The sequence below is a fragment of the Mesorhizobium oxytropidicola genome (genome assembly GCF_056174625.1).
This window is the reverse complement of the sequence record NZ_CM149692.1, coordinates 6,265,684-6,290,025: the sequence shown is the minus strand read 5'-3', so window position 1 is coordinate 6,290,025 and position 24,342 is coordinate 6,265,684. Positions and strand designations below refer to the sequence as shown.

Sequence of the window (24,342 nt, the reverse complement as noted above, 5' to 3'; positions counted from 1 at the left end):
GCCCGTCAACCGTTGTAAGGCAGAAGCTTGGCTTCGACGGGCACTTTCGGATCGGTGGCGTTCTCGGTCACCACATAGTCGAGCGGGAATTTGCTGCCTTCCTTGGCGGCGACCCACTGCGTGCCGATGATCGGGCCGGGCGAGACATTGGCGACCGGGCCGCTGGTGAAGTCGACCTTGCCGATCATCGTCTCGGTCTTGAGTGTGCTTAGCGCCTTGGCCACCGCCGCCTTGTCCTTGGCATCGGTGCTGGCCTTCAGCGCTTCGAAGCCGGCGTCGAGCAGCGACATCGAGGCGCCGAGCTGCTGCGTCCACTGCTTGCCGCTTGCCGCCTCATAGCCGTCGGCGAGCTCTGTGCCCGAAACGCCGGTCAGCGGCGACTTGTAGGGGAAGGCCTTGTGCCAGTAGGCGGCGCTGGAAATCTTCACGCCGAGGTCACCGAGCGCCTCGATGTCGGAGGGGAACAGCCCGGTCTTGGCCACCTGGCAAATCTTGATCTGCTTGATCAGCCCTTGCTGCGCCGCCTGGCGCCAGAAAGCGGCGAAGTCCGGCGGGATCGGGAAGGAGTTGAAGATCTCGACGCCTTCCTGCTTGAACAGCGCGATCTGCGAGGAATAGTCGGTGGTGCCGGTTTCATAGGCGCCGGGATCGACGATGGTAAAACCCTGCTTGGCCAGCAGCGGCGCCAGATTGGCACGGATGGCGTTGCCGTCGGCGTCGTTGGGATACATGACGCCGACCTTCTTGTTGGTCTCGATCAGGTTCCATTGCGAGATATAGGTCTTGAAGAACTCGCCGACGCCGAAGCCGAAATGATAGGTCCATTTGAATGGCGAGGGCGCGCCGGGCTTGGCGCCACGGCCGAAATACCAGGCCTCCCACGGCATGACGGTTGACAGACACGGCACGCCGGCGGCCTCGCAGGCATCGGCCACCGGATTGATCACTTCGGGCGTCGACACCGCCAGCATCAGGTCGATGGCCTGGTTGTTGATCAGGTCCTTGGCGAGCTGGCCGGCGCGGGATGGATCGGACTGCGTATCCTGATCGAGGATTTCCACACTGTATTTCTTGCCGCCGATCTCAAGGCCGCCGGCCAGCGCCTTGCGGGCAAGATCGAGCACATAGCCGTCGGTCTGGCCGAAGCCGGCCAGCGGCCCGGTGCGCGGACTGACAAAGCCGACCTTGAGCGTGTCGCCTGCCTGGGCGAAGGCGCTCTTGCCGCCCAGAGCGAGTGCGGCGCCGCCGGCAATCGAGGTGGCAATGAACTGGCGCCGAGACACGCCACGAATACTGGATCTGCTACCGCTAGCGTAGGTCATGCATTCCTCCCTCTGTGGTCCTCCATCGGTACAGTGCACCAGTGGTTTGGTTCGGTAAAATGATATTTTGCGGTGTTTCATTAACCTCACGGTTAGGAGATTTCCGATGAAGACGGCGCCGGTCCGACCAGTCCAATGCCTCATTTGCCCGGTCTGGCCGCCTCGCGAATGGTCTGCAGCAGGATGGTGAAGGCGGGTGAGGGCGCCGTGTCGGTGCGCATCGTCAGGCCGACCGGCCCTTTGGTCTCCTCGGTGTCGACCGGCAAAGCGACGAAGGCGCGGCTGGCGATTTCGTTGGCCACCACGCCGGCCGAAATGATCCACACCGCATTGCTCTGTCGCATGAAGGAACGCCCGAACGAATCCGAGACCGTCTCGATCTCGGTCGCCGGCGCGGTCATGCCGTTGGTGATGAACAGGCGATCGACAAAGGGGCGGATGACGGATTCCCGGGTCGGCATCAGCACCGGGAATTCGTCGAGCCTGGCGAAGATGTCCGCCCCCGGTTCCAGCAGCGGATGTCCGGCCCGCACCACGAACAGCACCTGTTCGGAATAGAGGTGCTCGAAGAAGAAGCCGGTCATGTTTTCTGGCGCCGCCAGTCGGCCGACGACGAGATCGAGCGCGCCGATGCGCAATTGTTCGAGCAGCACGGCATTCTCGCCGGTGACGATCTTGATCGCCGCTCCGGTGTTTTCCCTGAGGAACAGGCTCATGGCCTGTGGCATGACCTTCGCCGACACGGTCGGCAGCGCGCCGATGCGAATCGGATGGCGGTTGATGGCGCCGTCCTGGCGCACGGAATCGACGCCGCGCTTCAACGCCGTAATCGCCGAGCCGGCATGGCCGAGGAAGATCTCGCCAAGCCTTGTGACCCGGATGCCGCGCCCGTCACGCTCGACGACGGCGACACCGAGGGCCTCTTCCAACTCACGCAACGTCTTGGTCACCGCCGGCGCGCTGACATGCAGGAAATCGGCGGCGCGGGCCACGCTGCCCTGCCGCGCGACCTCCAGGAAGGCCTGCAGGTGACGGAACCGGATGCGGCTTTCGGCCATAATTTGATAACCCCGGAGTTAATGAAGCGGCGTAAAATATCATTTTACCGAACCAAATGCCTTGTGCAATGTGGGGGCGGAGGATCGAAATCGTGCCATTCGTCACCATTGGCGGCATCACGCTGCACCATCGCCACATCAAGGCGACCGGCACTGCGCGCGCGGTCATATTCATCAATTCGCTAGGCACCGACTTCCGCATCTGGGACGACGTTGTCGCCGCACTTGATGGCGAAATGTCCTTGCTGGTCTATGACAAGCGCGGCCACGGGCTGTCCGACATCGGCGACATCAGGTCGATCGACGATCATGTCGACGATCTTTCGGGGCTCATCGATCATTTCGGATTGGAGAAGGTCGTGCTGTGCGGCCTGTCGGTCGGCGGCATGATCGCGCAAGGGCTCTATGCCAGGCGCCCCGGGATCGTCGAGGCCATGATCCTGTGCGACACGGCCCACAAGATCGGTACCAACGAGAGCTGGAACACACGCATCGCGGTCGTCGAACGCAAGGGTATCCAGGCTATTGCCGACGGTGTTCTCAAAGTGTGGTTCACCCTCGCCTTCCACACCGCGCGGGTGGCCGAGCTTGACGGTTATTGGAACATGATGACCCGGCAAGCGCTCGCTGGTTACATCGGCACCTGCGCAGCTGTTCGCGATGCGGATTTCACCGAGAGCGCGCGCCGCATCGCGGTGCCAACGCTCTGCGTCGTCGGCGACCAGGATGGCTCGACGCCCCCCGATCTCGTCCGCTCGCTGGCCGCTCTGATCCCCGGTGCGCGCTTCGAGATCATCCGCGACGCCGGACACATCCCTTGCGTCGAACAGCCTCAAGCGCTGGTCGCGCTGATCCGCGATTTTGTCGCATCGCTTGCCCCTGGAGCAGAAACCCATGGATGAAGTCCCCGGCAACGCAGCCAGATATCGCACCGGCCTCGCGGTGCGGCGCGCCGTGCTCGGCGACCGCCATGTCGATCGGGCCGAGGTCGCCGCCACCGATTTCGATCAGCCTTTCCAGGAACTGATCACCGAGGCGGCCTGGGGGACGGTGTGGTCGCGGCCGGGTCTCAGCAAGCGCGAGCGCTCGATCGTCACGCTGGCGCTGCTGGCGGCACTCGGCCATGATGAAGAGGTCGCCCTGCATGTGCGCGCCACCGCCAACACCGGTGCCACGCGCGACGATATCTGCGAGGCGTTCCTGCATGTCGCCATCTATGCCGGCGTGCCGGCCGCCAACCGTGCCTTCAGAATAGCCAAGGACGTGTTTTCGGAAATGGACGGAGCCGACAATGCCAGCTGAGGCCGGCTCGAACCGGAGGCCCGAGACCGGCGCTTTCTTCCAGCGCGACCGGACATGGCATCCGCCGGCGCTGACGCCGGGCTACAAGAGTTCGGTGCTGCGCTCGCCGCAGAAGGCGCTTTTGTCCTTCGACAACACGCTGTCGGAAATAGCGGGACCGGTCTTCGGCCACGCCATGCTGGGCGAATTCGACGCCGACCTGATCCACAATTTCGCCAGGCCGGGCGAGAGCGCCATCGGTGAGCGGATCATCGTCCATGGGCGGGTGCTCGATGAGCGCGGCGTTGGCGTTCCCGGCGTGTTGCTCGAATTCTGGCAGGCCAATGCCGGCGGCCGCTACCGCCACAAGAAGGATGGCTATCTCGCCCCGCTCGACCCGAATTTCGGCGGCTGCGGCCGCACCATATCAGCCGAGGATGGCGGTTATGCTTTTCGCACCGTCAAACCCGGTCCTTATCCCTGGCCGAACGGGCCTAATGACTGGCGTCCGGCGCACATCCATTTCTCGGTCTTCGGCCATGGCTTTGCCCAGCGCCTGATCACGCAGATGTATTTCGAGGGCGACCCACTGATCTGGAAGTGCCCGATCGTGCGCGGCATCGCCGACAAGGCGGCCATCGAGGCGCTGACGGCCATCCTCGACACGCAGGCGACGATCCCGATGGATGCGCTCGCCTACAAGTTCGACATCGTGCTGCGCGGCCGCCGCTCGTCGCTATTCGAAAACAGGCTGGAGGGCAATTGATGGCGCAATCGCTCGACCGCCTCAGGGAAAGCCCCTCGCAGACCGCTGGCCCTTACGTCCATATCGGGCTGGCGCCGAACTTCTGCGGCATCGGCGGCGTCTATGCGGCCGACCTTGGCGCGACCATGGTCAACGACAAGACCAAGGGCGAGCGCATCGGTCTCAAAATCCGTGTGCTCGACGGCACCGGTACGCCGCTCAAGGACGCGCTGATCGAGATCTGGCAGGCGGACGCCGACGGGTTTTACAATTCACCGGCCGAATTGCGCGGCGCCGCCGATCCGAACTTTTTCGGCTGGGGCCGTTGCCCGACGGATATGGACACCGGCATCTGCGCATTCGAGACGATCAAGCCCGGCCGCGTACCATTCCGGGATGGTCGCCTGATGGCGCCGCACATCACGCTGTGGATCGTCGCGCGCGGCATCAATCTCGGCCTGCACACACGGCTCTATTTTTCCGACGAGGAAAAGGCCCATGCCGAGGATCCGATCCTGGCGCGCATCGAACATCGCATCCGCGTGCCGACGCTGATCGCCGAGCGCCAGGGCGACACCTACGTCTTCGACATCCATCTCCAGGGGGAGAAGGAAACGGTCTTCTTCGACAGCTAGGAGATCTCATGACCGTATCGCCCTTCGACCATCCGTTACTGTCAGCTCTCCTCGGCGACGAGGAAGCATCGAGGCATTTTTCCGTCGAGGTGGAAATCGAGGCGGCGCTGGCGTTCGAGAGCGCGCTTGCGGAGGCCGAGGCTGAAAACGGCGTTATCACCGGAGAGGCGAAGGCAGCGATTGTGACGGCGCTTGCCACGTTCCGGCCCGACACCGCCTTGCTCAGGGAAGGCGTCGCCAAGGACGGCGTTGTCGTGCCCGAACTGGTGCGCCAGATCAGGGCTGCGGTGGGCGAACCGCATGGCGACAAAGTGCATTTCGGTGCCACCAGCCAAGACGTCATCGACACGAGCCTGATGCTTCGGCTGAAATCCGTCATCGAGCATCTCGGCCTGCTGCTGACCGAGACCATCATACGGCTTACCTCGCTCGAGGAGCGCTTTGGAGGCAGGGCGCTGACCGGCATGACCCGCATGCAGCCAGCGATCCCGATCAGAGTGGCGGATCGCGTGACTGCATGGCGTGCGCCGTTGCAACGGCATCAGGAAAGATTGTCGGACCAATCCAGGCGCTTGCTGGTGGTGCAGTTCGGCGGTGCCGCCGGCACGCTGGAAAAGCTTGGCGACAAGGGGCCGGCGGTGCGCGCCGCGCTTGCAGCAAAACTAGGCCTTGCCGATGCGCCGCAATGGCAGAGCCAGCGCGACGGGCTGGCCGATTTTGCCGGCTGGCTGTCGCTGCTGACCGGCAGTCTCGGCAAGTTCGGCCAGGACATCGCGCTGATGGCGCAGGGCGGCGCCGACATCGCGCTGTCCGGCGGTGGCGGCTCGTCGGCGATGCCGCACAAGCAGAACCCCGTGAAGGCCGAGGCGCTGGTGGCTCTGGCCCGCTTCAACGCCACGCAGCTTTCCGGCATGCATCAGGCGCTGCTGCATGAACAGGAGCGCTCGGGCGCGGCCTGGACGCTGGAATGGCTGCTGCTGCCGCAGATGGTGGTGGCCACCGCCGCGTCGCTGCGGCTCGCCGCCGAACTGGCAGCACAGATCGAAAGTCTCGGCCACTGATGCGCACTCAAATCGTCATCGTCGGCTCCGGACCCTCTGGCCTTCTGCTTGGCCAGCTTCTGGCCGGCATTGGCGTCGAGACCGTCATTCTGGAACGCTCGAGCCGCGAGCATGTGCTTGGCCGCGTGCGGGCAGGGGTGCTCGAACAGGGCACGGTCGAATTGCTGGAAGAGGCGGGCGCTGCGGCAAGGCTGCATGCCGAAGGCTTGCCGCATTCCGGCATTTCGCTGGCCTTCGACGGACGCCTGCACCGCATCGATCTCGCGGCACTCACCGGCGGCAAGCATGTCACCGTCTATGGCCAGACCGAGGTGACGCATGATTTGATGGATAAGCGCGAGGCGGCCGGCCTCGTCACGGTGTATGAGGCCGCCGATGTCGCGCTGCATGATTTCGATGGCGCGCCGTTCGTCACCTACGCCAAGGACGGCGTCTCTCATCGCATCGATTGCGACTTCATCGCCGGCTGCGATGGCTATCACGGTGTCAGCCGCAAATCGGCCCCGGAGCGCGCGCTGAAAACCTTCGAACGGCACTATCCGTTCGGCTGGCTCGGCGTGCTGGCAGAAGTGCCGCCGGCCGATCAGGAACTGGTCTACGCCAATCACGAGCGGGGCTTTGCGCTGTGCTCGATGCGCTCGACGCATCGCAGCCGCTACTATGTGCAGTGCCCCGAGGGCGACCGCGTCGAGGCCTGGTCGGACGACCGCTTCTGGGACGAATTGCGCCGCCGCTTGCCGGAACGGACTGCGGCGAACGTCACCACCGGGCCGTCCTTCGAAAAGTCGATCGCGCCGCTGCGCTCCTTCGTTGCCGAGCCGATGCGCTTCGGCCGGCTGTTCCTGGTCGGCGACGCCGCCCACATCGTGCCGCCCACCGGCGCCAAGGGCCTCAACCTCGCCGCCAGCGATGTGCGCTATCTCTTCGCCGGCTTGCGCGATTTCTACATCGAGAAGTCGCAAACCGGCATCGAGGTCTATTCGCAAAAGGCGCTGGCGCGGGTGTGGAAGGCAGTGCGCTTTTCCTGGTGGATGACGACCATGCTGCACCGTTTTCCCGACACCGGTGACTTCGGTCAGCGCATCCAGGAAGCCGAACTCGACTACCTCGTGCACTCACGGGCCGCATCGACCGCGCTCGCCGAGAACTATGTCGGGCTGCCTTACTGACGGGCGGCCAACGATGCGCGGATCTATCGACCCAGAAGGTTGCGCTCGACGGTTCTGAGGTGCGCAAGCATTGCGTTTTTCGCACCTTCAGGATCGCGATGAAACAGGCAATCTAGGATCGCCTGGTGCTCGTCGCAGTAGGCTCGGCGGCGTTCCTCCGAGAACGAACGCTTCTTCATTTTCGAACCAGGGTGACTGGTTGCGAATGGCGCGCATGAGATTGTGGATCTCCTTCAGAAAGTCATTGCGGCAGCACGCAAACACCCGGTGATGGAATTCCGCGTCCCAATGCTCGAAATCCGGCATGTCCCTGGCGTCGCATGCGGTCTGGTGCGCTTCGCGAACCGCGTTCAGTTCGGTGGCGCTGGCATTGGTTGCGGCAAAGGCGGCGGCCGCCGGTTCGAGCAGCTGTCTGATCTCCATCATGTCGGCGGGGCTGGTGCCTTCCATCCGCGTGACCATTGAGGTGATCGACGTCGGGTTGGTCGCGGTCAGAAAGGTACCTCGACCGACATGGCGGACGACAGTTCCATCGTCCTCCAGGAAGCCGACGGCACGGCGCACTGTGTTGCGCGCGACGCCGAATTCGACCGCTAGGTCGCGCTCAGGCGGCATGCGGCCGTCCTCAAGCCACTCGCCCGAGGAAATCCGCTTCTTGAGCATTGTTGCGATATCGTTGGCGACGAGTTTCGGCATCCGTTAAGAGCTTTTATCTGATCCAATGTTGAACCAATATTATCAACCGATTGCCGCGAGGTCCAGCGTTCAGATGAAAAACGGACGCGATATGCCTATATTTTGTCGATCTGTGAGTCGGAATCCTCTTGAAGCGTGAACCAATCGGCGATAGCGTGTATCGAAAGAGCCAGTATTGGTTCATAAAAGGTTCAGGGAGGAAGTGGATGCGGGTCGCGACTTTTTCGATCGCCGGCGAACGTCGCGTGGGTCTTGTCGACCTCGATGCCCAGACCATTGCCCCCTTCGATTTCTCCGTCGACCAGGCCAAATCAGGCATTCTGGCTTTGATCGAGCGCAATGGCGCCGGCCTGCCGCGCACGCTCTCGCCGATCCCGCTGGTGCAGGTCGAGATCGAAGCGCCGATCCCGCAGCCGCGCCGCAACATCTTCTGCGTCGGCAAGAACTATCACGAGCACGCGCATGAATTCGCCCGCAGCGGTTTCGATTCCAGCGCCGGCGCCGGCGCGATCCCCAAGCATCCGATCATCTTTTCCAAAGTGCCGGAATCGGTCGTCGCCAACCATGCCAGCGTGCTGATCGATCCCTCGGTTTCGACGGCGATCGACTACGAGGCGGAACTGGCCGTCATCATCGGCAAGGGCGGGCGCGGCATTTCGAAGGCGAATGCGCTCGACCATGTCTGGGGCTATACCATCGTCAACGACGTCACGGCGCGCGACCTGCAAGGCAAATACAGCCAGTGGCTGATCGGTAAGTCGCAGGACACATTCTGTCCAATGGGGCCATGGGCGGTGACCAAGGACGAACTTGATCTGGCGACCGCCGGCATCCGGTGTTTCGTCAATGAGGATCTGCGTCAGGATTCCCGGATCTCGCTGCTCATCTTCGACATTCCGACCATCATCGCCACCCTGTCGCAAGGCATCACGCTGAAGCCCGGCGACATCATCGCCACCGGCACGCCGGTCGGTGTCGGCATCGGTTTTGATCCGCCGAAATACCTCAAGGCCGGCGACGTCGTGCGCATCGAGATCGACGGCATCGGCACGCTGGAAAACCGCTTCGCGGAGCATGCGCAATGACCACGGTGACAGTTGGCCAGGTCGTTGCCGAAACCGTCGGCGATGGTGCGGCCGTGGTGATGATCCATGGCCTCGGCGGCACGTCGAACATGTTCCAGCCGCAGATGGCGGCACTTTCCGGGTACCGCGTCATCCGGCTCGACCTTCCGGGCTCTGGCCGCTCGCCACGCCCGATCGAACCACTGACCATCGAAGGGATGAGCGAGGCCGTCATCCGCGCCATGGCCGGCATGGGGGTCGTATCTGCGCATTTCGTCGGCCATTCGATGGGCACCATCGTTTGCCAGCAGATCGCCGCGACGCAGCCCTCGCTGGTTAAATCGCTGGCGCTGTTCGGTGCGCTCGCGGAACCGGCTGAAGCGACCAGGCAAGGGCTCGGCAATCGGGCGCGGCTGGCGCGTTCGGGTGGTATCGCCGACATCGCCGACCAGATCGTCGCCAATGCGATCTCGGCGCACACCAGGGAAACCTCGCCTGCCGCCGTCGCCTTTGTGCGGGAGTCGATCACCAGGCAGGATCCGGAATCCTATGCCCGCACCTGCGAGGCGTTGGCCAAGGCGACCGCCGTCGATGCGCGCAGGATCACGGCGCCGACATTGCTGGTCACCGGCGACGCTGACACGGTCAACCCGCAAGGGGTCGCCCAGGCGCTTGCCGACAAGATCAAGGGCGCCGTATTCTCGTCGCTGGATCGGTGCGGGCACTGGGCCACGGTGGAAAGCCCGCGCGAAAGCAGCCAGAAGCTCGCCGATTTTTTGAGACGGGTTGATAGGTGAGGATTTCAGATCGGGCGTAGAACTACGCGCTCGGCAAGTTGGGAGGCTTGTGATGGCAGACGATAGCTGGAACGGCAACGGTTCGGGCAGCACGCTGTTCACCAATGTGCGCGTGCTCGACGCATCAGGTGAATATCCCTACACCGGCGAGGTGCTGGTGCAGGGCAACCGCATCAAGCAGATCACCAAGGGCTCGTCGCGCTTCGGCTCGTCCTCTTCGTCGTCCTACACTGGCGGCGCACCAGGGGGCGCAACCGTCATCGACGGCATGGGCGCGACGCTGATGCCCGGCATGATCGATGCGCATCTGCATCTGTCCTGGAACAACGCGCCCGGCATCGACCCCATCCAGATGATGGAGATCGAGGAGCACATGCTGGTCACCATGGAAATGGCCAAGCTGGTGCTCGATGCCGGTTTCACCGCCGGCAGGGGTGCGGCCGCCGCCAAGCCGCGTCTCGATGTCGTCGCCAAGAAATTCATCAACCAGGGCCGCTTCCCCGGACCGCGCTACCTCGCGGCGGGGCCGGAGATCACCACGGTCGGCGGCCTCGGCGATTCCTCGCCGTCGCACATTCCGCATGAGGGGCTGAACCTCGGCATCGTCGTTTCCGGTCCCGAGGAAATCCGCCGCACCGTGCGCCAACTGATCAAATACGGCGTCGATTCGATAAAGCTCAATCTGTCCGGCGAGAGCATCACCGGCATGGGCGCCGAGGAGACGCCGATGTCGGAAGAGGAGGTCGCCATGGCCGCTTCCGAGGCGCGCTGCCGCAACAAGGTGCTGTCGGCGCATGCGCGCTCGTCCGGCTCGGTCAAGCAGTGCGTCCGTCACGGCATCCAGAACATCTACCATGCCTCCTTCGCCGACGAGGAAGCGCTCGACATGCTGGAAGCGGTCAAGGACAAGCATTTCGTCGCGCCCGGCATCGCCTGGCTGATCAACACCGCGCGCCATGCAGAGCAATGGGGCATCAAGCCGGGCTCGCCGCTGTCGCTCGAATATGAGCGCGAACTCGAAATGTGCATCGACACGATGAAGAAGATGCACCGGCGCGGCATCCGCGTCCTGATCGGCGGCGACTACGGTTTTGCCTGGACGCCGCAAGGCACAAACGCAAAGGACATCCAGACCTTTGTCGAGATGCTCGGCTTCTCGCCGATGGAAGCGATCCAGGCCGGCACGAAGTATGGCGGCCAGATCATGAACATGGGCGACGAGCTCGGCATGATTAAGGAAGGTTACCTCGCCGACATCCTGCTGATCGACGGCGACCCCATCGCCGATGTGCGCATCCTGCAGGACAAGAACCGCATCCTCGCCATCATGAAGGACGGCAAGTTCCACAAGGCGCCGCGCATGAACGAGCAGCGCCGGCGGCTGACGGCATGAGCCTGCTCGACCGGCCATCGCAGTCGGCGCTCTCGGAGGGCGGCATGACGCGCCGGCAGGCCTGGGGCCTTGTCGGCCTGCTTGGCGTCGCGATCATCGCATGGCTGGTCTTCGCTGTCTGGCCGGATTGGCTGAACGCGATCCTGATTTCGAAAAAGGCCTTCGTCAGCGCCATCCTCAACGGCATCACGCTGGCCGGCCTCTATTTCCTCGTCGCCAGCGGCTTCACGCTGATCTTCGGCCTGATGCGCAACGTCAATCTCGCGCATGGTTCGCTCTATCTGCTCGGCGCCTATATCGGCTACGAAGTCACCAACCGCACCGGCTACTGGCTGCTCGGCGTCGCCGCCGGTTTTGCCGTGCTGGCCATCGTCGGCGTCGTCATGCAGGTCTTCGTTTTCCGTCGCCTCGAAGGCGATGATTTGCGCCAGACCCTGGTCTCGATCGGCATCTCGATCGTCGCCGCCGATCTGATGCTGGCGGTGTGGGCCGGCGGCACCTACCAGATCACCACACCGGAATGGCTCGACGGCGCCCTGACCTTGCCCATCATCACAGCCGTGCGTTCCAACGGCGCCTCGGTCTTCCTCACCTATCCGCTCTACCGCGTCGTCGTGCTGGCGGCGGCGATCGTCATCGGCGTCGGCCTGTGGCTGATGCTGCACAAGACCCGCGTCGGCATGATGATCCGCGCCGGCGTCGACGACCGCGCCATGCTGCAGGCGTCGGGTGTGAATGTGCATGCGGTGTTCGCCATCGTCTTCGCCGTTGGTGCCGGCCTTGCCGGCTTTGCCGGCGTCGTCGGCGGCTCGGCGCTCTCGGTCGCGCCCGGTGAGGATGTGCGCTACCTCCTGGCCTCGCTGGTCGTGGTCATCGTCGGCGGCATGGGTTCGATCACGGGCGCCGCCATCGGTGCGCTGCTCATCGGCCTCGCCGAGCAGATCGGCCTCGTCTACTTCCCGACCTATGGCATCGTGCTGACCTTCGTCATCATGGTGGTGACGCTGGCGGTCCGACCGCAAGGCATTATGGGGAAGGCAAGATGAGCCTGGCTATCGCCACCCCCAATGCAGCGGCGCAGCGGAACTGGCTGGAGAAGCTCGGCGCCGGCCACATCATTCTGGCCGTCGCGTTGGTGCTCTATCCCTTGGTGGCATCCGATTTCTTCCTGACGCAGATCGGCGGCTATTCCTTGATCTTCGGCATGCTCGGCCTGTCGCTGATGCTGCTCGCCGGCTATGGCGGCATGGTGAGCCTGGCGCAGATCACTGTTGCCGGCATAGCCGCCTATGCCATCGCCATCCTCGGCAACAACAATTCCAACATCCTCGGCTTCGGCTGGCCATGGTGGCTCGCGGTGCCGTTCGCGCTGCTTGCGGCGGCTTTGGCATCGGCGCTGATCGGCTGGATCTCGGTGCGCACCGAGGGCATCTACACCATCATGATCACGCTGGCGATCGCTACCGCGACCTACTATTTCGCGCAGCAGAACTACGCCATCTTCAACGGCCATTCCGGCTATGCCGGCATCCGTGCGCCAGCCTTCTGGAGCGTCAACTGGCGTGACCCCAGGCCGTTCTACTATCTCTGCCTTGGCCTGGCGGTGCTCTCCTATGCCGCCGTGCTCTACGGCTCGCGCTCGACCTTCGGCATGACCTTGCAGGCGATCCGCGACAATCCGCGCCGCATGCGTGCGCTGGGCTATCACGTCACCGCGCATAAGGTCTTCGCCTGGCTGCTGGCCGGCGTGATCGCCGGACTGGCGGGCGTGCTGCTGGTCTGGTTCAACGGCCGCGTCTCGCCCGGCACCATCGGCGTCGATGCCGCGATCGACGTGCTGATCATTGCCGTCATCGGCGGCCTGCGCCACCCGATCGGGCCGTTTCTGGGTGCGGTCGTCGTTATCCTGATGCAGACTTTCGCCATCGACATCGTCGGCGCCGAGCGTTTCAACACGCTGATCGGCATGGTGTTCCTGGTGATCGTCTTCGTCTCACCGGATGGAATTCTTGGGTTGTGGGGGAGGATCAAGCCACATCTTGCCCAGGAGTCCTTGCGTCCCGGCCCCTAGCCGCCGGGATGGAATGAACCACTGCAAAAACGAAATCAACGGGAGGAAAATCATGAGGATGCATAGACGTACAGTGCTCGCGCTGGCTGTGTTCACCGGGCTAACGGCGCCGTCGATGGCGCTGGCTGCCGACGACACCATCAAGATCGGCCTGCTCGCCACTTTCGAAGGGCCGTTCACGGTGCTCGGCGAAGACGGCGAGCGCGGCGCCATGACCGCGGTTGCCGAGATGAACGGCACCGTCGCCGGCAAGAAGATCGAGATCGTCAAGGGTTCGTCCGATGCCTCGCCCGACAGTGCGGTACGCGCGGCGCGCAAGCTGGTCGAGCAGGACGGCGTCAAGGTGCTGGTCGGCCCGCTCTCTGGCGACGAAGGCCTCGCCGTCAAGGACTATGCCAAGACCCAGCCGAACGTGACCTTCATCAACGGCACTTCGGCCGCGCAGGACACCACGCTGCGCAATCCGGCGGAAAACTTCTTCCGCTTCTCCACCGATGGCGCGCAGTGGATGGCGGGCCTCGGCACCTATGCCTTCAAGGACAAGGGCTACAAGAAGGTCGCCACCGTCGCCGAGGATTATTCCTTCCCCTACACGCAGGTGTTCGGCTTCATGGCCGAGTTCTGCAAGGCCGGCGGCCATGTGCCGTCGAAATCCTGGGTGCCGATCGGCAACAAGGATTTTTCGTCGGTCATCGCCGCCATTCCTGAAGGCGTCGACGCGATCTATGTCGCGCTCGGTGGCGCCGACGCCGTCAACTTCCTGACCCAGTACCAGCAGAGCGGGGGTACCGCGCCGCTGATCGGCGGTTCGATCACCGTCGACCAGACCGTGCTGACCTCGAAAGGCAAGCTGAAGGACGTGCTGAAGGGCACGCCCTCTGCCGGCCCGACCGCCGACACCAATGACGCGCCGGCCTGGAAGGCCTTCGTCGAAGCCTACAAGAAGCAGCCGGGCGCGTTCCCGTCGCCCTCGCTCTTCGCCCATGGCTACTATGTCGACATGAAGGCGACGCTGCTTGGCCTCGACCAGGTCGGCGGCGATGTCTCCGACGGCGGCAAGAAGCTGCGCGACGCGCTGTCGAAACTGTCCTTCGACACGCCGACCGGCAAGGTGTCGCTCGACAAGAACCGCAACGCCATCGCCGACATCTTCCTGACCGAGGTCACCGAAGGCGCCGACGGCAATCTCCTCAACAAGCTGGTCAAGGTCGTGCCGCAGGTCAACCAGACGCTCGGCATTCCCGAAGACGAGTTCATGAAGCTCGGCGCGGTCAACCGCGACAATCCGAGCTGCCCGTAACCGGACGTCGAGTGCAGCCGCCAGTGACCGAAAGCTTCGCAGCAAACCGTCTCCAGAGCACCGGCGCCTATGCGCTGGAGCTCGATGGCGTGGCGCGGCATTTCGGGGCGCTGGTGGCGCTCTCGGGCATCACTATGAGGATCGCGGCCGGCGAACGGCGCGCGGTCCTCGGCTCCAACGGCGCCGGCAAGACGACTCTGTTCAACGCCGTGACCGGCGACTTCCTGCCGACGGCGGGGCGCATCCGTTTCTTCGGCGAGGACATCACCGACCTGCCGCCGCATGAGCGCATCCGGCGCGGGCTGCGCCGCACCTATCAGATATCGCAATTGTTCAAGGGCCTGTCAGTCCTCGATTCCATCTTTCTCGCTTGCCGTGGCGTTTCGCGCCGGCGGTTCTCGCTGCTGCGCCCGGCGGCAAACGACGTCAACATGGTGCAGGCGGAATCGATCCTCAACGCCGTGCATCTGGAAACCTACCGCGACACGCTGGTGGCGACGCTGAGCCACGGTCAGCAGCGCCAACTGGAGATCGCGCTGGCATTGGCCGGCGCGCCGCGCTTCATCCTGTTCGACGAGCCGGCGGCCGGCCTGTCGCCGACCGAGCGCCGCGATCTCGTCGCCATCCTCAACGCGCTGCCGAAGCATATCGGCTACATCATCATCGAGCACGATCTCGATGTCGCGCTGCGCGTCTCGGAATATGTCTCGATGATGCACAATGGCCGCCTGTTCAAGGAAGGCACACCGCAGGAGATCGAGGCCGATCCTGAGGTTCAGGAGATCTATCTCGGGGGCAAGCATGGCTGAGCGCACCTCTCGCCAAACGCCTGGGAAGATCGCCAAGGCCATGCTGCGCATCGACGATCTGCAGGTCTTCTATGGCGAGAGCCATGCGCTGCAAGGTGTTTCCCTGACGCTGGAAAGCGGCGTGCTGTCGGTGGTCGGCCGCAACGGTATGGGCAAGTCGACGCTGTGCAACACCATCGTCGGCTTGAAGCGGGCCAAGTCCGGCTCGATCCGCGTCGACGGCCGCGAAATCACGGCGCTCGAGCCGCACGAAATCCATCGGCTCGGTGTCGGCTATGTGCCGCAAGGCCGCCGTGTCTGGCCAAGCCTGACGGTCGACGAGCATCTGCGCCTCGCCGCCGGCAACAGGCGCGATGCGAGCTGGACAGTCGAGCGCGTCTACCAGACCTTTCCGCGCCTGGCCGAACGCCGCGGCAATGGCGGCTCGCAGTTGTCTGGCGGCGAACAGCAGATGCTGGCCATCTCGCGGGCGCTGCTCAGCGATCCCAAGCTTTTGGTTATGGACGAGCCGACCGAAGGTCTGGCGCCAGTCATCGTCGACCAGGTCGAGCGCATGCTGGTCGACCTCGCCGCCGAAGGCGAGATGGCGGTGCTGGTTATCGAGCAGAATATCGGCGTGGCGACCGCGGTGTCGAACCAGGTCGCCATCATGGTCAATGGCCGCATCAACCGGCTGATGGATGCCAAGGCGCTCGCCGCCGACCGCGAATTGCAGCAACGGCTGCTCGGAGTCGGCCGCCATGGCGAGGAAGCGCAAGTCACGCCGGCGGACGTGGCGCAGGCCAGGGAACAACTGGCTGAAGTTTACCGCGTCGACAGGGCTGGCACCGGTTCGGCCGAGCCGATGCCGCAGAACGGCGTCTATCGCCCAGTCACCGAACTGCCCAACCGCTGGAACGTCCCGGTCACCGAGCTGCGGCAGGCAGCGGTCGACAAGGCAGCACCGCAGGACGATTTGAAAAAGGTTTTTGCCATTCCCTTTGCCGAGCGCATCGGCCGGACCGTGCTGGTCGTCGGCACTTTTGACACCAAGGGCAAGGAATTGCGCTTCGTCGCCGACCGGCTGAAAGCGCTCGGCCTGCCCGTGCGCACGGTTGATCTCTCCACATCGGGAAAACCGACAAGCGCCGATGTCCCCGCCATGCAGGTGGCCGGCATGCACCAGCGGGGTTCGTCCGCCGTCTTCACCAATGATCGCGGTGGCTCGGTCAGCGCCATGGCCGAAGCCTTCGCACGCTGGATCGAGCGCGAACCGCGCATCGGCGGTGTGATCTCGGCCGGTGGTTCCGGCGGCACCACGCTGGCAACGGCGGGCATGCGCGTGCTGCCGGTCGGCATCCCGAAGCTGATGGTCTCGACGGTGGCGGCCGGCGACGTCGCCCAATATGTCGGCGGCGCCGACATCATGATGCTCCATTCGGTCGCCGATGTTCAGGGGCTGAACTCAATCACCGAACAGGTGCTGTCCAACGCCGCGCACGCCATGGCCGGCATGGTCGCGCAACTGCCCAACGCCGAGGCGTGGGAAGCAAAACGCAAGCTGGCGCGACCGGCCGTCGGCATCACCATGTTCGGCGTCACCACGCCTCTGGTGCAAGCGGTGACCAAACGCCTCGAGGCCGACTATGACTGCCTCGTCTTCCATGCCACCGGCATTGGCGGGCGGGCGATGGAAAACCTCGGCGACTCCCGGCTGCTGTCGGCCTTCCTCGATCTCACCACCACGGAAGTCGCTGACATGATCGTCGGCGGCGTCTTCCCGGCGACAGAGGATCGCTTTGGGGCGGCCATCCGCACCGGTCTGCCCTATGTCGGCTCGACCGGCGCGCTCGACATGGTCAATTTCGGCCCGCGCGACAGCGTGCCGGAGAAATTCCGCAGCCGCAAATTCGTCATTCACAATCCCAACGTCACGCTGATGCGCACCACGCGCGACGAGAACCGCGCTTTCGGCGAATGGATCGGCGCCCGGCTCAACGCCATGAACGGCCCGGTGCGCTTCCTGCTTCCCGAAGGCGGCGTGTCGATGCTTGATGCGCCCGGCCAGCCCTTTCATGATCCGGAAGCCGACAACGCTCTGTTCGAGGCGATCGAGAAGACGGTTCGCCGCACGCCCTTGCGCCATGTCGAACGCGTGCGGGCCAACATCAACGACACGCCTTTCGTCGACGCGGCGATTGCTGCCTTCCACGCGATCACGCCGAAGCTGCAGAGGCGGGCATGAAGAATTGGACTTCGCCACCGTGCGGGTGGATGTTTGAAAATATCGCCGGTCGCCCCGTGCCGACCGTATTGTCTTGGGGAGGATAGATCATGGACGCGCAGACCTTTGGCGCTTTCCTGTTGTGGCTGATCATTGCCGCGGTTGTCGTGGTGATCGCCGTCTACATCTTGCGCTGGCTTTATCGCCGCTCGACCAAGGAGACGGCGTTCGTGCGCACCGGCTTCCTGGGCGAGAAGGTGGTGGTCAATGGCGGCGCGTTCGTCATCCCGGTGCTGCACGAGATCACCCCGGTCAACATGAACGTGCTGCGCATCGAGGTGCGGCGCGAGGACGGACTGGCGCTGATCACCCGCAACCGCATGCGCGTCGACCTGATCGCCGAATTTTTCGTGCGCGTCGGCGCCAGTCGCGAGCTGGTGGCGGCAGCCGCGCAGACGCTTGGCCGCCGCACGCTGCAGCCCGACAGCCTGCGCGAATTGCTGGAGGGCAAGTTCGCCGGCGCGCTGCGCACCGTGGCCGCCCAGATGACGCTGGAAGAAATGCATGAATTGCGCGGCGACTATGCCGCCAGGGTGCGCAGGCTCGCCGAGGAATCGCTCGCCGCCAACGGCCTGGAACTCGAAAGCGTCGCCATCGTCGACCTCGACCAGACCAGCCTCGAATATTTCGATCCGTCAAACGCCTTCGACGCCGAAGGCCTGACGCAGCTGACGGAATCGATCGAGACCCGGCGCCGGATGCGCAACGAGATCGAGCAGCGCACGCTGGTCGATATCCGCAACCAGAATCTGGACACCCAGCGCAAGGTGCTGGAGATCGATCGCGACAGCGAATATGCGCGCCTCGAACAGGAGCGCGAGGTCGAGATTCGCCGTGCGGCGCAGCGTTCGGAGCTCGTCATCGAGCGCGCGTTGCGCGACCAGGAATCCGAGCAGGCGCAGCTTTCATCGCGCGAGGCGGTCGAGAAATCGCGGCTCAACCAGGAACGCAACATCACCGAGGAACGGATCAAGAGTGAGGAAGACACGCAACGCCGCGAGATCGCGCGCCGCCGCTCGCTCGACGAGACCGAGATGAAAATGCGCGAACTGACCGAGCGCGAGCAGATTGCGCTCGAACTGTCGCTGGAGAAGGCCCGCATCGAGCGCGAAGGCACGCAAAGCAAGCTCGAGATCGAACGCAAGAAGCTGCTTGAAGTCGCCGAGCTGGAACGCCAGATCGCGCTCGCCGAAAAGGCGCTGGAGGTGACCCGGGCCGAGGCGGAGAAGCGTCGTGCCGAGATCATCGAGAACCAGGCGACCGAGACCGCGCGGATCGCGCAGGAGCGCGTCGTCGACGAGGTCCGCATCGAACGCGAGCGCCACCTCGAAGCGCTGCAGATCGCCAAGCGCCAGGCGTTCGAGGAAGCCGAGATTTCGGCCGGCGAAGAGGTCGAGCGCGCCCGCATCACCACCGAGCGCGGTATCGAGGAAGCGCGGCTGATCAAGGATCGCGATATCAGGCAGCTGGGTGTCGACCGCGACCAGAAGATTGAGATCGCCGAGATCCAGAAGGCGATCGACATCGCCAAGAAGACGCAGGAGCGTTCCTCCGCGATCGCGGCTTCCGAAGCCGTGCGGGCCAAGGCGGTCCAGGCCGAGGAGCAGGCCTTCACCGCCCGCGAGCGCGAGATCGCCGAACGCCGCAAGCTGACCGACCTGATCGGCGCGCAGCGCGAAGCCGAGCGCGAGGCGCTGCGCATCACATCCGCGGCGGACGCCGAGATGAAGGCGGCGAAGAGCCTGGCCGAGGCGCAGAAGATCGCCGCAGTCGCTTCGGCCGAGTCGGAGAAGATCCACGCCCTTGCCGCGGCCCAGCGCTACGAGGTCGACGCCGCCGGCCACCGCCAGCTCAACGAGGCCGAGAACATCCTTTCCGAAGGTGCGCGGGCCGGGCGCCTGCGCGGAAAGCTGCTCGACCACATGGAAGGGATCATCCGCGAGAGCGTCAAGCCGATGGAGAAGATCGACGGCATCAAGATCCTGCATGTCGACGGCATCAATGGCGGCTCAGGCGGCAACCGCAACGTCACCGACGAGGTCATCGATTCCGCGCTGCGTTACCGGGTGCAGGCGCCGATGATCGACAATCTGATGAAGGAGATCGGCATCGAGGGCGGTTCGCTCGGCCGCATGACCGACGTGCTGCGCGACGCCAAGGATATTTCCAGCCTGACCCGTGACAAGAAGGGCAAAGGCAAACCCGCCAAGGACGACGATGACGACCGCGATCACTGAGGTGAGGGCGGTGTTTCGTTGTGCTTCGTTGGGCCGTGCGAGACGATATCTTGCGCCTGATTGCCAAGTGGTTCCCCCACTCCGTCGCTGCTTCGCAGCGCCACCTCTCCCCCCTCCGGAGGGAGAGGAAGGAGCCTGCCGCGGATGGTTCGCGCCCTTCCTCTCCCCCGTCGATCGGGGGAGAGGTGTCGAGCGAGGCTCGACGGAGTGGGGGTCGACCTGGCGCGGCGCGGGACAATGCATGCGCGGACTGCAATGCCCATAGCCGGCTCGCAAGCATGACCAAGGTCTATGTCTCCTCGGTCATTCCAGCGCCGGCAGCGGAGGTGTGGAAGCTGGTGCGAAACTTCAACGCATTGCCAAGCTGGGCGCCGTTCGTCGCCGAGTGCCGCATCGAGCAGAACGCCCAGGCCGACCAGATCGGCTGCATCAGGAATTTCACGCTGAAGGACGGCGGCCGCATTCGCGAAAGGCTGCTGGCGCTGTCCGACTACGACCTGTCCTGCAGCTATGCGATCCTCGAAAGCCCGATGGCGGTGGAGAACTATATTGCCACCCTGTCGCTGACGCCGATCACCGACGGCAACCTCACCTTGGCCGAATGGCAAGCGGAGTTCGATTGCGCGCCGGATCGCGAGGCTGCTCTCATGCATCAGATCGGCCATGGCGTGTTTCAGACCGCCTTGACCGCGCTGAAACACCGGTTCGGGCGCTGACGCCGGCCGATGGTCAAGGTTTGCCAGAGCACGATCATCGATGCCCCGGTTGACGAGGTCTGGGCGATCCTGCGCGATTTCAACGGCCATGACCGCTGGCATCCGGCGATCGCTTTCAGCGAGATCGAGGGCGGCGAACCGGTCGATGCGGTAGGCTCCGTGCGTCACTTCCGGCTGAACGATGGCGGTGAATTGCGCGAGCAGTTGCTGGCACTGTCCGACAAGGACCGGCGGCTGAGCTATTGCCTGCTCGAAGCGCCGCTGCCGCTGATGGGCTATGTCGCCTCGCTGCGGCTGAAGCCGGTGACCGACGGCAATGCCACCTTCTGGGAATGGCGCTCCGAATTCCAGCCGCCGGCGCATCGCCGCGACGAACTGGTCAGGCTGGTCACCGAAGGAATCTACCAGGCCGGCTTCGCGGCGGTGCGCAATCTGCTGCGACGCAGGAGCGTGGGCTCGCCAGTCGAGACGAGACCGCCCCATGCGATGGTCGGCCCGACCCCGTTGGCGAGCATGCCGCGTGCCGTGTCAATGGCCGCGCCTGGCCAGGCCGCAACGACCCGGGCGATCGTTGTCGAGCGCTATGGCGGACCGGAGGAGTTGCAGTTCAAGGAGATCGGGCTGCCGCCGCCAGCGCCGAACGAGGTGCGGATCCGCCACACGGTGATCGGCGTCAATTTTATCGACGTCTATTGCCGCACCGGGTTTTTCGACCTCCTGCAGCCGCCCGGCGTGCCGGGCATGGAGGCGGCCGGTATCATCGAGGCAGTCGGCTCGGCGGTGTCGGGCTTTTCGATTGGCGACCGTGTTGCCTATGCCTGTCCGCCGGTCGGCGCCTATAGCGAGCGGCGCAATATGGCGCCCGAGCTGCTGGTTCATCTCTCGGACGACATTGCCGATGAGATCGCCGCCGCCGGCCTGCTCAAGGGCGTCAGCGCCAGTTTCCTGCTGCATGATGTCCACGCCGTGAAGCCGGGCGATATCGTCCTCATCCATGCAGCGGCCGGCGGCATCGGCCAGTTGCTGGTGCAATGGGCGCGTCATCTCGGGGCGACGGTGATCGCGACCGTGTCGAGCGACGACAAAGCCCGCGTCGTCGAGCGTCTCGGCGCGCACCATGTCATCGTCTATTCCCGCGAAAATTTCGCCGATGCCGTCATGCGGCTGACCGGGGGCAGGGGCGCCGACGTCGCCTATGACGCAGTCGGCAACGACACATTCGCCGGCTCGCTCGCCGCCCTTGCCGTGCGTGGCCATCTCGTCAGCTTCGGTCAGGCTTCAGGACCGATCGGCAATTGGGATATCGGCCGCTTCGCGTCGAAGTCGCTGACCATTTCGCGGCCCAACTATGGCCACTACACCGACACGCCGGAAAAACTCGCGCCGCACGTCGCCAGGTTCTTCCAGGCGCTGCGGCAAGGTGTGGTCCGCGTAGAGGCGCCGACGCGTTACACCCTCGCCAACGCCGCCGACGCGCACCGCGATCTGGAATCCCGCCGCACGACCGGAGCGCTGGTCCTGCTGCCGAAGCCGTAACCGAGGCTCCAAGTCCGAGTTTTCGTTTTAGAGCGTCAATAAATAATTTGACGCGCGCAACTCTTTTGCGTTGTAGTGGAAACGCGAAAATTTGACTGAACAAATTCAGTCAAGCAATGCTGCCTCACGGCAACGGCGGCAGGACTGATTCTGGCCGGACCGGGAAGGTCGGCGGGCGCGGGCAAAGGAATATCGATGGCGGAGAAGACCCACCGCACGATGGATGATTTCGCCAGGGCGTCCGGCGTGTCGCGGCCGACCCTGTCGAAGTATTTCGACGATCCTGCCAGCGTGAAGCCGGCGACGCGGGCGCGCATCGAGGCGGCGCTGCGCTCCTCGGACTATCAGCCCAACGTTTTCGCGCGCAATCTCAACCGCAAGCGCACCCGCAATGTCGGCATCGTCGTGCCGACGATTACCGATCCGTTCTATGCCGAAATGGTCAGCCGCATCGAACTGCGCTGCCGCGATGAGGGTTTCTGGCCGATCGTCATCTCTTCGCACGGTTCGCCGAAACTGGAGGCGGAATCGGTCAAGACGCTGTTGTCGCTGAAGGTCGCCGGCGCCATCGTCGCTCCGCTCGGGTTGGTCTCCGAACCCGGCGTCTTCGAGCGGATGAGCGAGGACATTCCGATCGTCTATTTCGACACTTACATCGAAGGTGACACGCCTTTCGTCGGCAACGACAACCACCAGAGTACGTCGACCATCGTCGACTATCTCTGCCGGTCCGGCGAACCGCCGGTCTATGTCGACATTCCGCATGTGAACCACAATTCGGGCGAACGCCTGCAGAGCTATATCGAGACGATGCGAGCCGCCGGCCTGGAACCCGTCGTCCTTGAGGCGGCGGGCGGCTACAACTGGGATTTCGAGCGCATCGGCCATGAGTGGATGGAGCGGACGCTCGAGAAAGGCGGCCTGCCGGCGCGCACGCTGCTGTGCGCCAACGACCGTCTCGCCTTCGGCGTCATGGCGGCGGCTTTTTCGCGCGGGCTGAAGATCGGCCGCCGGCCCGATTGCGACTTCCGCGTCGCCGCCCATGACGATCATCCGCTGAGCCGCTACACCTGTCCGGCGCTGACCACCATGGCGCAGGATTTCGCCGCCATGGCCGGCCGCAGCGTCGAGATGCTGCTGGCCTTGCTGGATGAGACCGACCCGCCCGGCCAGGGTCTGGCACGCAACGTCAAGCTCGGCGCGACGCTGGTGATGCGTCAATCAGCCTGAGTGCGTGTTTGCAATTGCAGCCAGGCCGCCGCCTCGCTCACCGCTTGCCGCGCCGCCAGAATGTGGCGGCCCATCGAGACGAAGCCGTGGATCTGTCCCGGCCAGTGCCGCAGGACCAGCGGTACGCCCTCGGCCCGCAGCCGCTCGGCATAGGCCGTGCCTTCGTCGGCAAGGATGTCATGGCCGGCGATCACGACAAACGCCGGTGCGGCGCCGGCAAGGCTCGAGGCCAGCAGCGGCGAGACGCGCCAGTCGGTGATGTCGTCCGGCGTTCGCACATAGTGGTCGCGGAACCAGGCCATGGTGGCGGCGGTGAGCCCGAAGCCGTCGCCGAAGCGCCGGTAGCTGTCGGCTGTCTGGCGTGCATCGGTGTTGGGATAGATCAGGATCTGGGCGGCAAGCGGCGGCGCCAGCCCGTCGCGGGCGAGCAACGCCAGCACCGCGGGCAAGGTTGCCGCCGGCGCTGTCACCGGCAAGGCTGATGCGGGCGGGGTCGATGCCCAGTTCTCCGGCGTTTTCCGCCATGAAGCGGAGCGCCGCCGCGCAATCCTCGAGCCCTGCCGGAAACCTGTGCTCCGGCGCCAGCCGGTAATCGGGGCAGACGACGACGGCGTTGCCCAGATTGGCGAGCCATCGGCAGATCTCGTCATGCGAATCGAGATTGCCGATGACCCAGCCGCCGCCATGCAGATAGAGCACGGCGCGCGCCCCGGTTCGCGGTGCGCCGATGCCGCGATGGATGCGGAACGTGACCGGGCCGTTCGGCCCGTCGATCTCTTGTTGCGAGGTCGCCGCAACCGGCTCGTGCTCGCCCTGCTGTGTCGGGAAGGAAGCGTTGTAGGCGGCCCGCGCCGCCGCCACGCTGCCGTTCTCGAATGGCTCGCCACCGGCCGCACGGCCGATTTCGAGGGCGCGCAAGGCATCCGGATCGAGCGTCATCCCCACCTCCGTCATGCCCG

At 64.5% G+C, this 24,342-nt stretch carries 22 protein-coding genes and 1 pseudogene; 18 read left to right on the top strand and 5 right to left on the bottom strand.

Going from position 1 to position 24,342, the window contains the following annotated elements; genetic code table 11:
* Positions 1 to 5 precede the first annotated feature (5 nt).
* Positions 6 to 1,322, bottom strand: a complete 1,317-nt coding sequence (locus AC0V8S_RS31545; protein ID WP_475435413.1) for an ABC transporter substrate-binding protein — start codon at positions 1,320 to 1,322, stop codon at positions 6 to 8.
* Positions 1,323 to 1,462: 140 nt separating this feature from the next.
* Complete coding sequence (gene pcaQ / locus AC0V8S_RS31540) at positions 1,463 to 2,380, bottom strand: pca operon transcription factor PcaQ (RefSeq protein WP_475435411.1); 918 nt, start codon at positions 2,378 to 2,380, stop codon at positions 1,463 to 1,465.
* A gap of 68 nt (positions 2,381 to 2,448) precedes the next feature.
* Between pcaQ and pcaD the strand changes: the two genes are divergently transcribed.
* From pcaD to pobA, 6 genes are read left to right on the top strand one after another with little or no spacing between them, the layout of a single operon-like run.
* Positions 2,449 to 3,282 carry a 3-oxoadipate enol-lactonase gene (gene pcaD / locus AC0V8S_RS31535; RefSeq protein WP_475435409.1) on the top strand — a complete coding sequence of 278 codons (834 nt, stop codon included), beginning with the start codon at positions 2,449 to 2,451 and terminating at the stop codon, positions 3,280 to 3,282.
* A complete protein-coding gene (gene pcaC, locus AC0V8S_RS31530; protein ID WP_475435408.1) occupies positions 3,275 to 3,682 on the top strand; it encodes a 4-carboxymuconolactone decarboxylase in 408 nt (135 codons plus the stop codon). The genes pcaD and pcaC overlap by 8 nt, the downstream gene beginning before the upstream one ends.
* A complete protein-coding gene (gene pcaH / locus AC0V8S_RS31525; protein ID WP_475435407.1) occupies positions 3,672 to 4,427 on the top strand; it encodes a protocatechuate 3,4-dioxygenase subunit beta in 756 nt (251 codons plus the stop codon). The genes pcaC and pcaH overlap by 11 nt, the downstream gene beginning before the upstream one ends.
* Positions 4,427 to 5,041: a protocatechuate 3,4-dioxygenase subunit alpha gene (gene pcaG, locus AC0V8S_RS31520; protein WP_475435405.1), complete on the top strand. Its 615-nt coding sequence runs from the start codon at positions 4,427 to 4,429 to the stop codon at positions 5,039 to 5,041. Before pcaH ends, pcaG begins: the two co-directional genes overlap by 1 nt.
* Positions 5,042 to 5,049: 8 nt before the next feature.
* On the top strand, positions 5,050 to 6,102 hold the full coding sequence (locus AC0V8S_RS31515) for a 3-carboxy-cis,cis-muconate cycloisomerase (protein WP_475435404.1): 1,053 nt from the start codon (positions 5,050 to 5,052) through the stop codon (positions 6,100 to 6,102).
* Entirely contained in the window at positions 6,102 to 7,271 is a 1,170-nt protein-coding gene (gene pobA / locus AC0V8S_RS31510) for a 4-hydroxybenzoate 3-monooxygenase (protein ID WP_183457048.1), read from the top strand. The genes AC0V8S_RS31515 and pobA overlap by 1 nt, the downstream gene beginning before the upstream one ends.
* 23 nt (positions 7,272 to 7,294) lie before the next feature.
* On the opposite strand, the gene AC0V8S_RS31505 is transcribed toward pobA, so the two are convergent.
* Entirely contained in the window at positions 7,295 to 7,390 is a 96-nt protein-coding gene (locus tag AC0V8S_RS31505) for a hypothetical protein (protein ID WP_475438729.1), read from the bottom strand.
* Positions 7,359 to 7,967, bottom strand: a complete 609-nt coding sequence (locus AC0V8S_RS31500) for a FadR/GntR family transcriptional regulator (RefSeq protein WP_475435403.1) — start codon at positions 7,965 to 7,967, stop codon at positions 7,359 to 7,361. The genes AC0V8S_RS31505 and AC0V8S_RS31500 overlap by 32 nt, the downstream gene beginning before the upstream one ends.
* Before the next feature lie 206 nt (positions 7,968 to 8,173).
* Between AC0V8S_RS31500 and AC0V8S_RS31495 the strand changes: the two genes are divergently transcribed.
* The 12 genes from AC0V8S_RS31495 (at position 8,174) to AC0V8S_RS31440 (ending at position 23,383) form a co-directional block, all read left to right on the top strand.
* Positions 8,174 to 9,052, top strand: a complete 879-nt coding sequence (locus AC0V8S_RS31495; protein WP_183457051.1) for a fumarylacetoacetate hydrolase family protein — start codon at positions 8,174 to 8,176, stop codon at positions 9,050 to 9,052.
* Positions 9,049 to 9,828, top strand: coding sequence for an alpha/beta fold hydrolase (locus tag AC0V8S_RS31490; RefSeq protein ID WP_183457053.1), 780 nt, complete (start codon positions 9,049 to 9,051; stop codon positions 9,826 to 9,828). The genes AC0V8S_RS31495 and AC0V8S_RS31490 overlap by 4 nt, the downstream gene beginning before the upstream one ends.
* A gap of 52 nt (positions 9,829 to 9,880) precedes the next feature.
* A complete protein-coding gene (locus AC0V8S_RS31485) occupies positions 9,881 to 11,221 on the top strand; it encodes a metal-dependent hydrolase family protein (RefSeq protein WP_475435401.1) in 1,341 nt (446 codons plus the stop codon).
* Positions 11,218 to 12,267 carry a branched-chain amino acid ABC transporter permease gene (locus tag AC0V8S_RS31480; protein ID WP_432421200.1) on the top strand — a complete coding sequence of 350 codons (1,050 nt, stop codon included), beginning with the start codon at positions 11,218 to 11,220 and terminating at the stop codon, positions 12,265 to 12,267. Before AC0V8S_RS31485 ends, AC0V8S_RS31480 begins: the two co-directional genes overlap by 4 nt.
* The gene (locus AC0V8S_RS31475; protein WP_183457057.1) at positions 12,264 to 13,292 is read left to right on the top strand and encodes a branched-chain amino acid ABC transporter permease; all 1,029 of its coding nucleotides are present in this window, start codon (positions 12,264 to 12,266) and stop codon (positions 13,290 to 13,292) included. The genes AC0V8S_RS31480 and AC0V8S_RS31475 overlap by 4 nt, the downstream gene beginning before the upstream one ends.
* 52 nt (positions 13,293 to 13,344) lie before the next feature.
* Entirely contained in the window at positions 13,345 to 14,592 is a 1,248-nt protein-coding gene (locus AC0V8S_RS31470) for an ABC transporter substrate-binding protein (protein WP_475435398.1), read from the top strand.
* A 23-nt stretch (positions 14,593 to 14,615) separates the two neighbouring features.
* The gene (locus tag AC0V8S_RS31465) at positions 14,616 to 15,401 is read left to right on the top strand and encodes an ABC transporter ATP-binding protein (protein ID WP_095198886.1); all 786 of its coding nucleotides are present in this window, start codon (positions 14,616 to 14,618) and stop codon (positions 15,399 to 15,401) included.
* Positions 15,394 to 17,625: an ABC transporter permease gene (locus AC0V8S_RS31460; protein WP_432421201.1), complete on the top strand. Its 2,232-nt coding sequence runs from the start codon at positions 15,394 to 15,396 to the stop codon at positions 17,623 to 17,625. The genes AC0V8S_RS31465 and AC0V8S_RS31460 overlap by 8 nt, the downstream gene beginning before the upstream one ends.
* A gap of 89 nt (positions 17,626 to 17,714) precedes the next feature.
* Positions 17,715 to 19,901, top strand: a complete 2,187-nt coding sequence (locus AC0V8S_RS31455; RefSeq protein WP_475435396.1) for a flotillin family protein — start codon at positions 17,715 to 17,717, stop codon at positions 19,899 to 19,901.
* Positions 19,902 to 20,179: 278 nt separating this feature from the next.
* Positions 20,180 to 20,617, top strand: a complete 438-nt coding sequence (locus AC0V8S_RS31450) for an SRPBCC family protein (protein ID WP_183457063.1) — start codon at positions 20,180 to 20,182, stop codon at positions 20,615 to 20,617.
* A gap of 9 nt (positions 20,618 to 20,626) precedes the next feature.
* Positions 20,627 to 22,153, top strand: coding sequence for a zinc-binding dehydrogenase (locus AC0V8S_RS31445; RefSeq protein WP_183457065.1), 1,527 nt, complete (start codon positions 20,627 to 20,629; stop codon positions 22,151 to 22,153).
* A 195-nt stretch (positions 22,154 to 22,348) separates the two neighbouring features.
* The gene (locus AC0V8S_RS31440; protein WP_475435395.1) at positions 22,349 to 23,383 is read left to right on the top strand and encodes a LacI family DNA-binding transcriptional regulator; all 1,035 of its coding nucleotides are present in this window, start codon (positions 22,349 to 22,351) and stop codon (positions 23,381 to 23,383) included.
* On the opposite strand, the pseudogene AC0V8S_RS31435 reads toward AC0V8S_RS31440, so the two are convergent.
* Positions 23,371 to 24,322: pseudogene (locus AC0V8S_RS31435) on the bottom strand (alpha/beta hydrolase). The gene AC0V8S_RS31440 and the pseudogene AC0V8S_RS31435 overlap by 13 nt on opposite strands.
* Between the last annotated feature and the right edge of the window lie 20 nt (positions 24,323 to 24,342).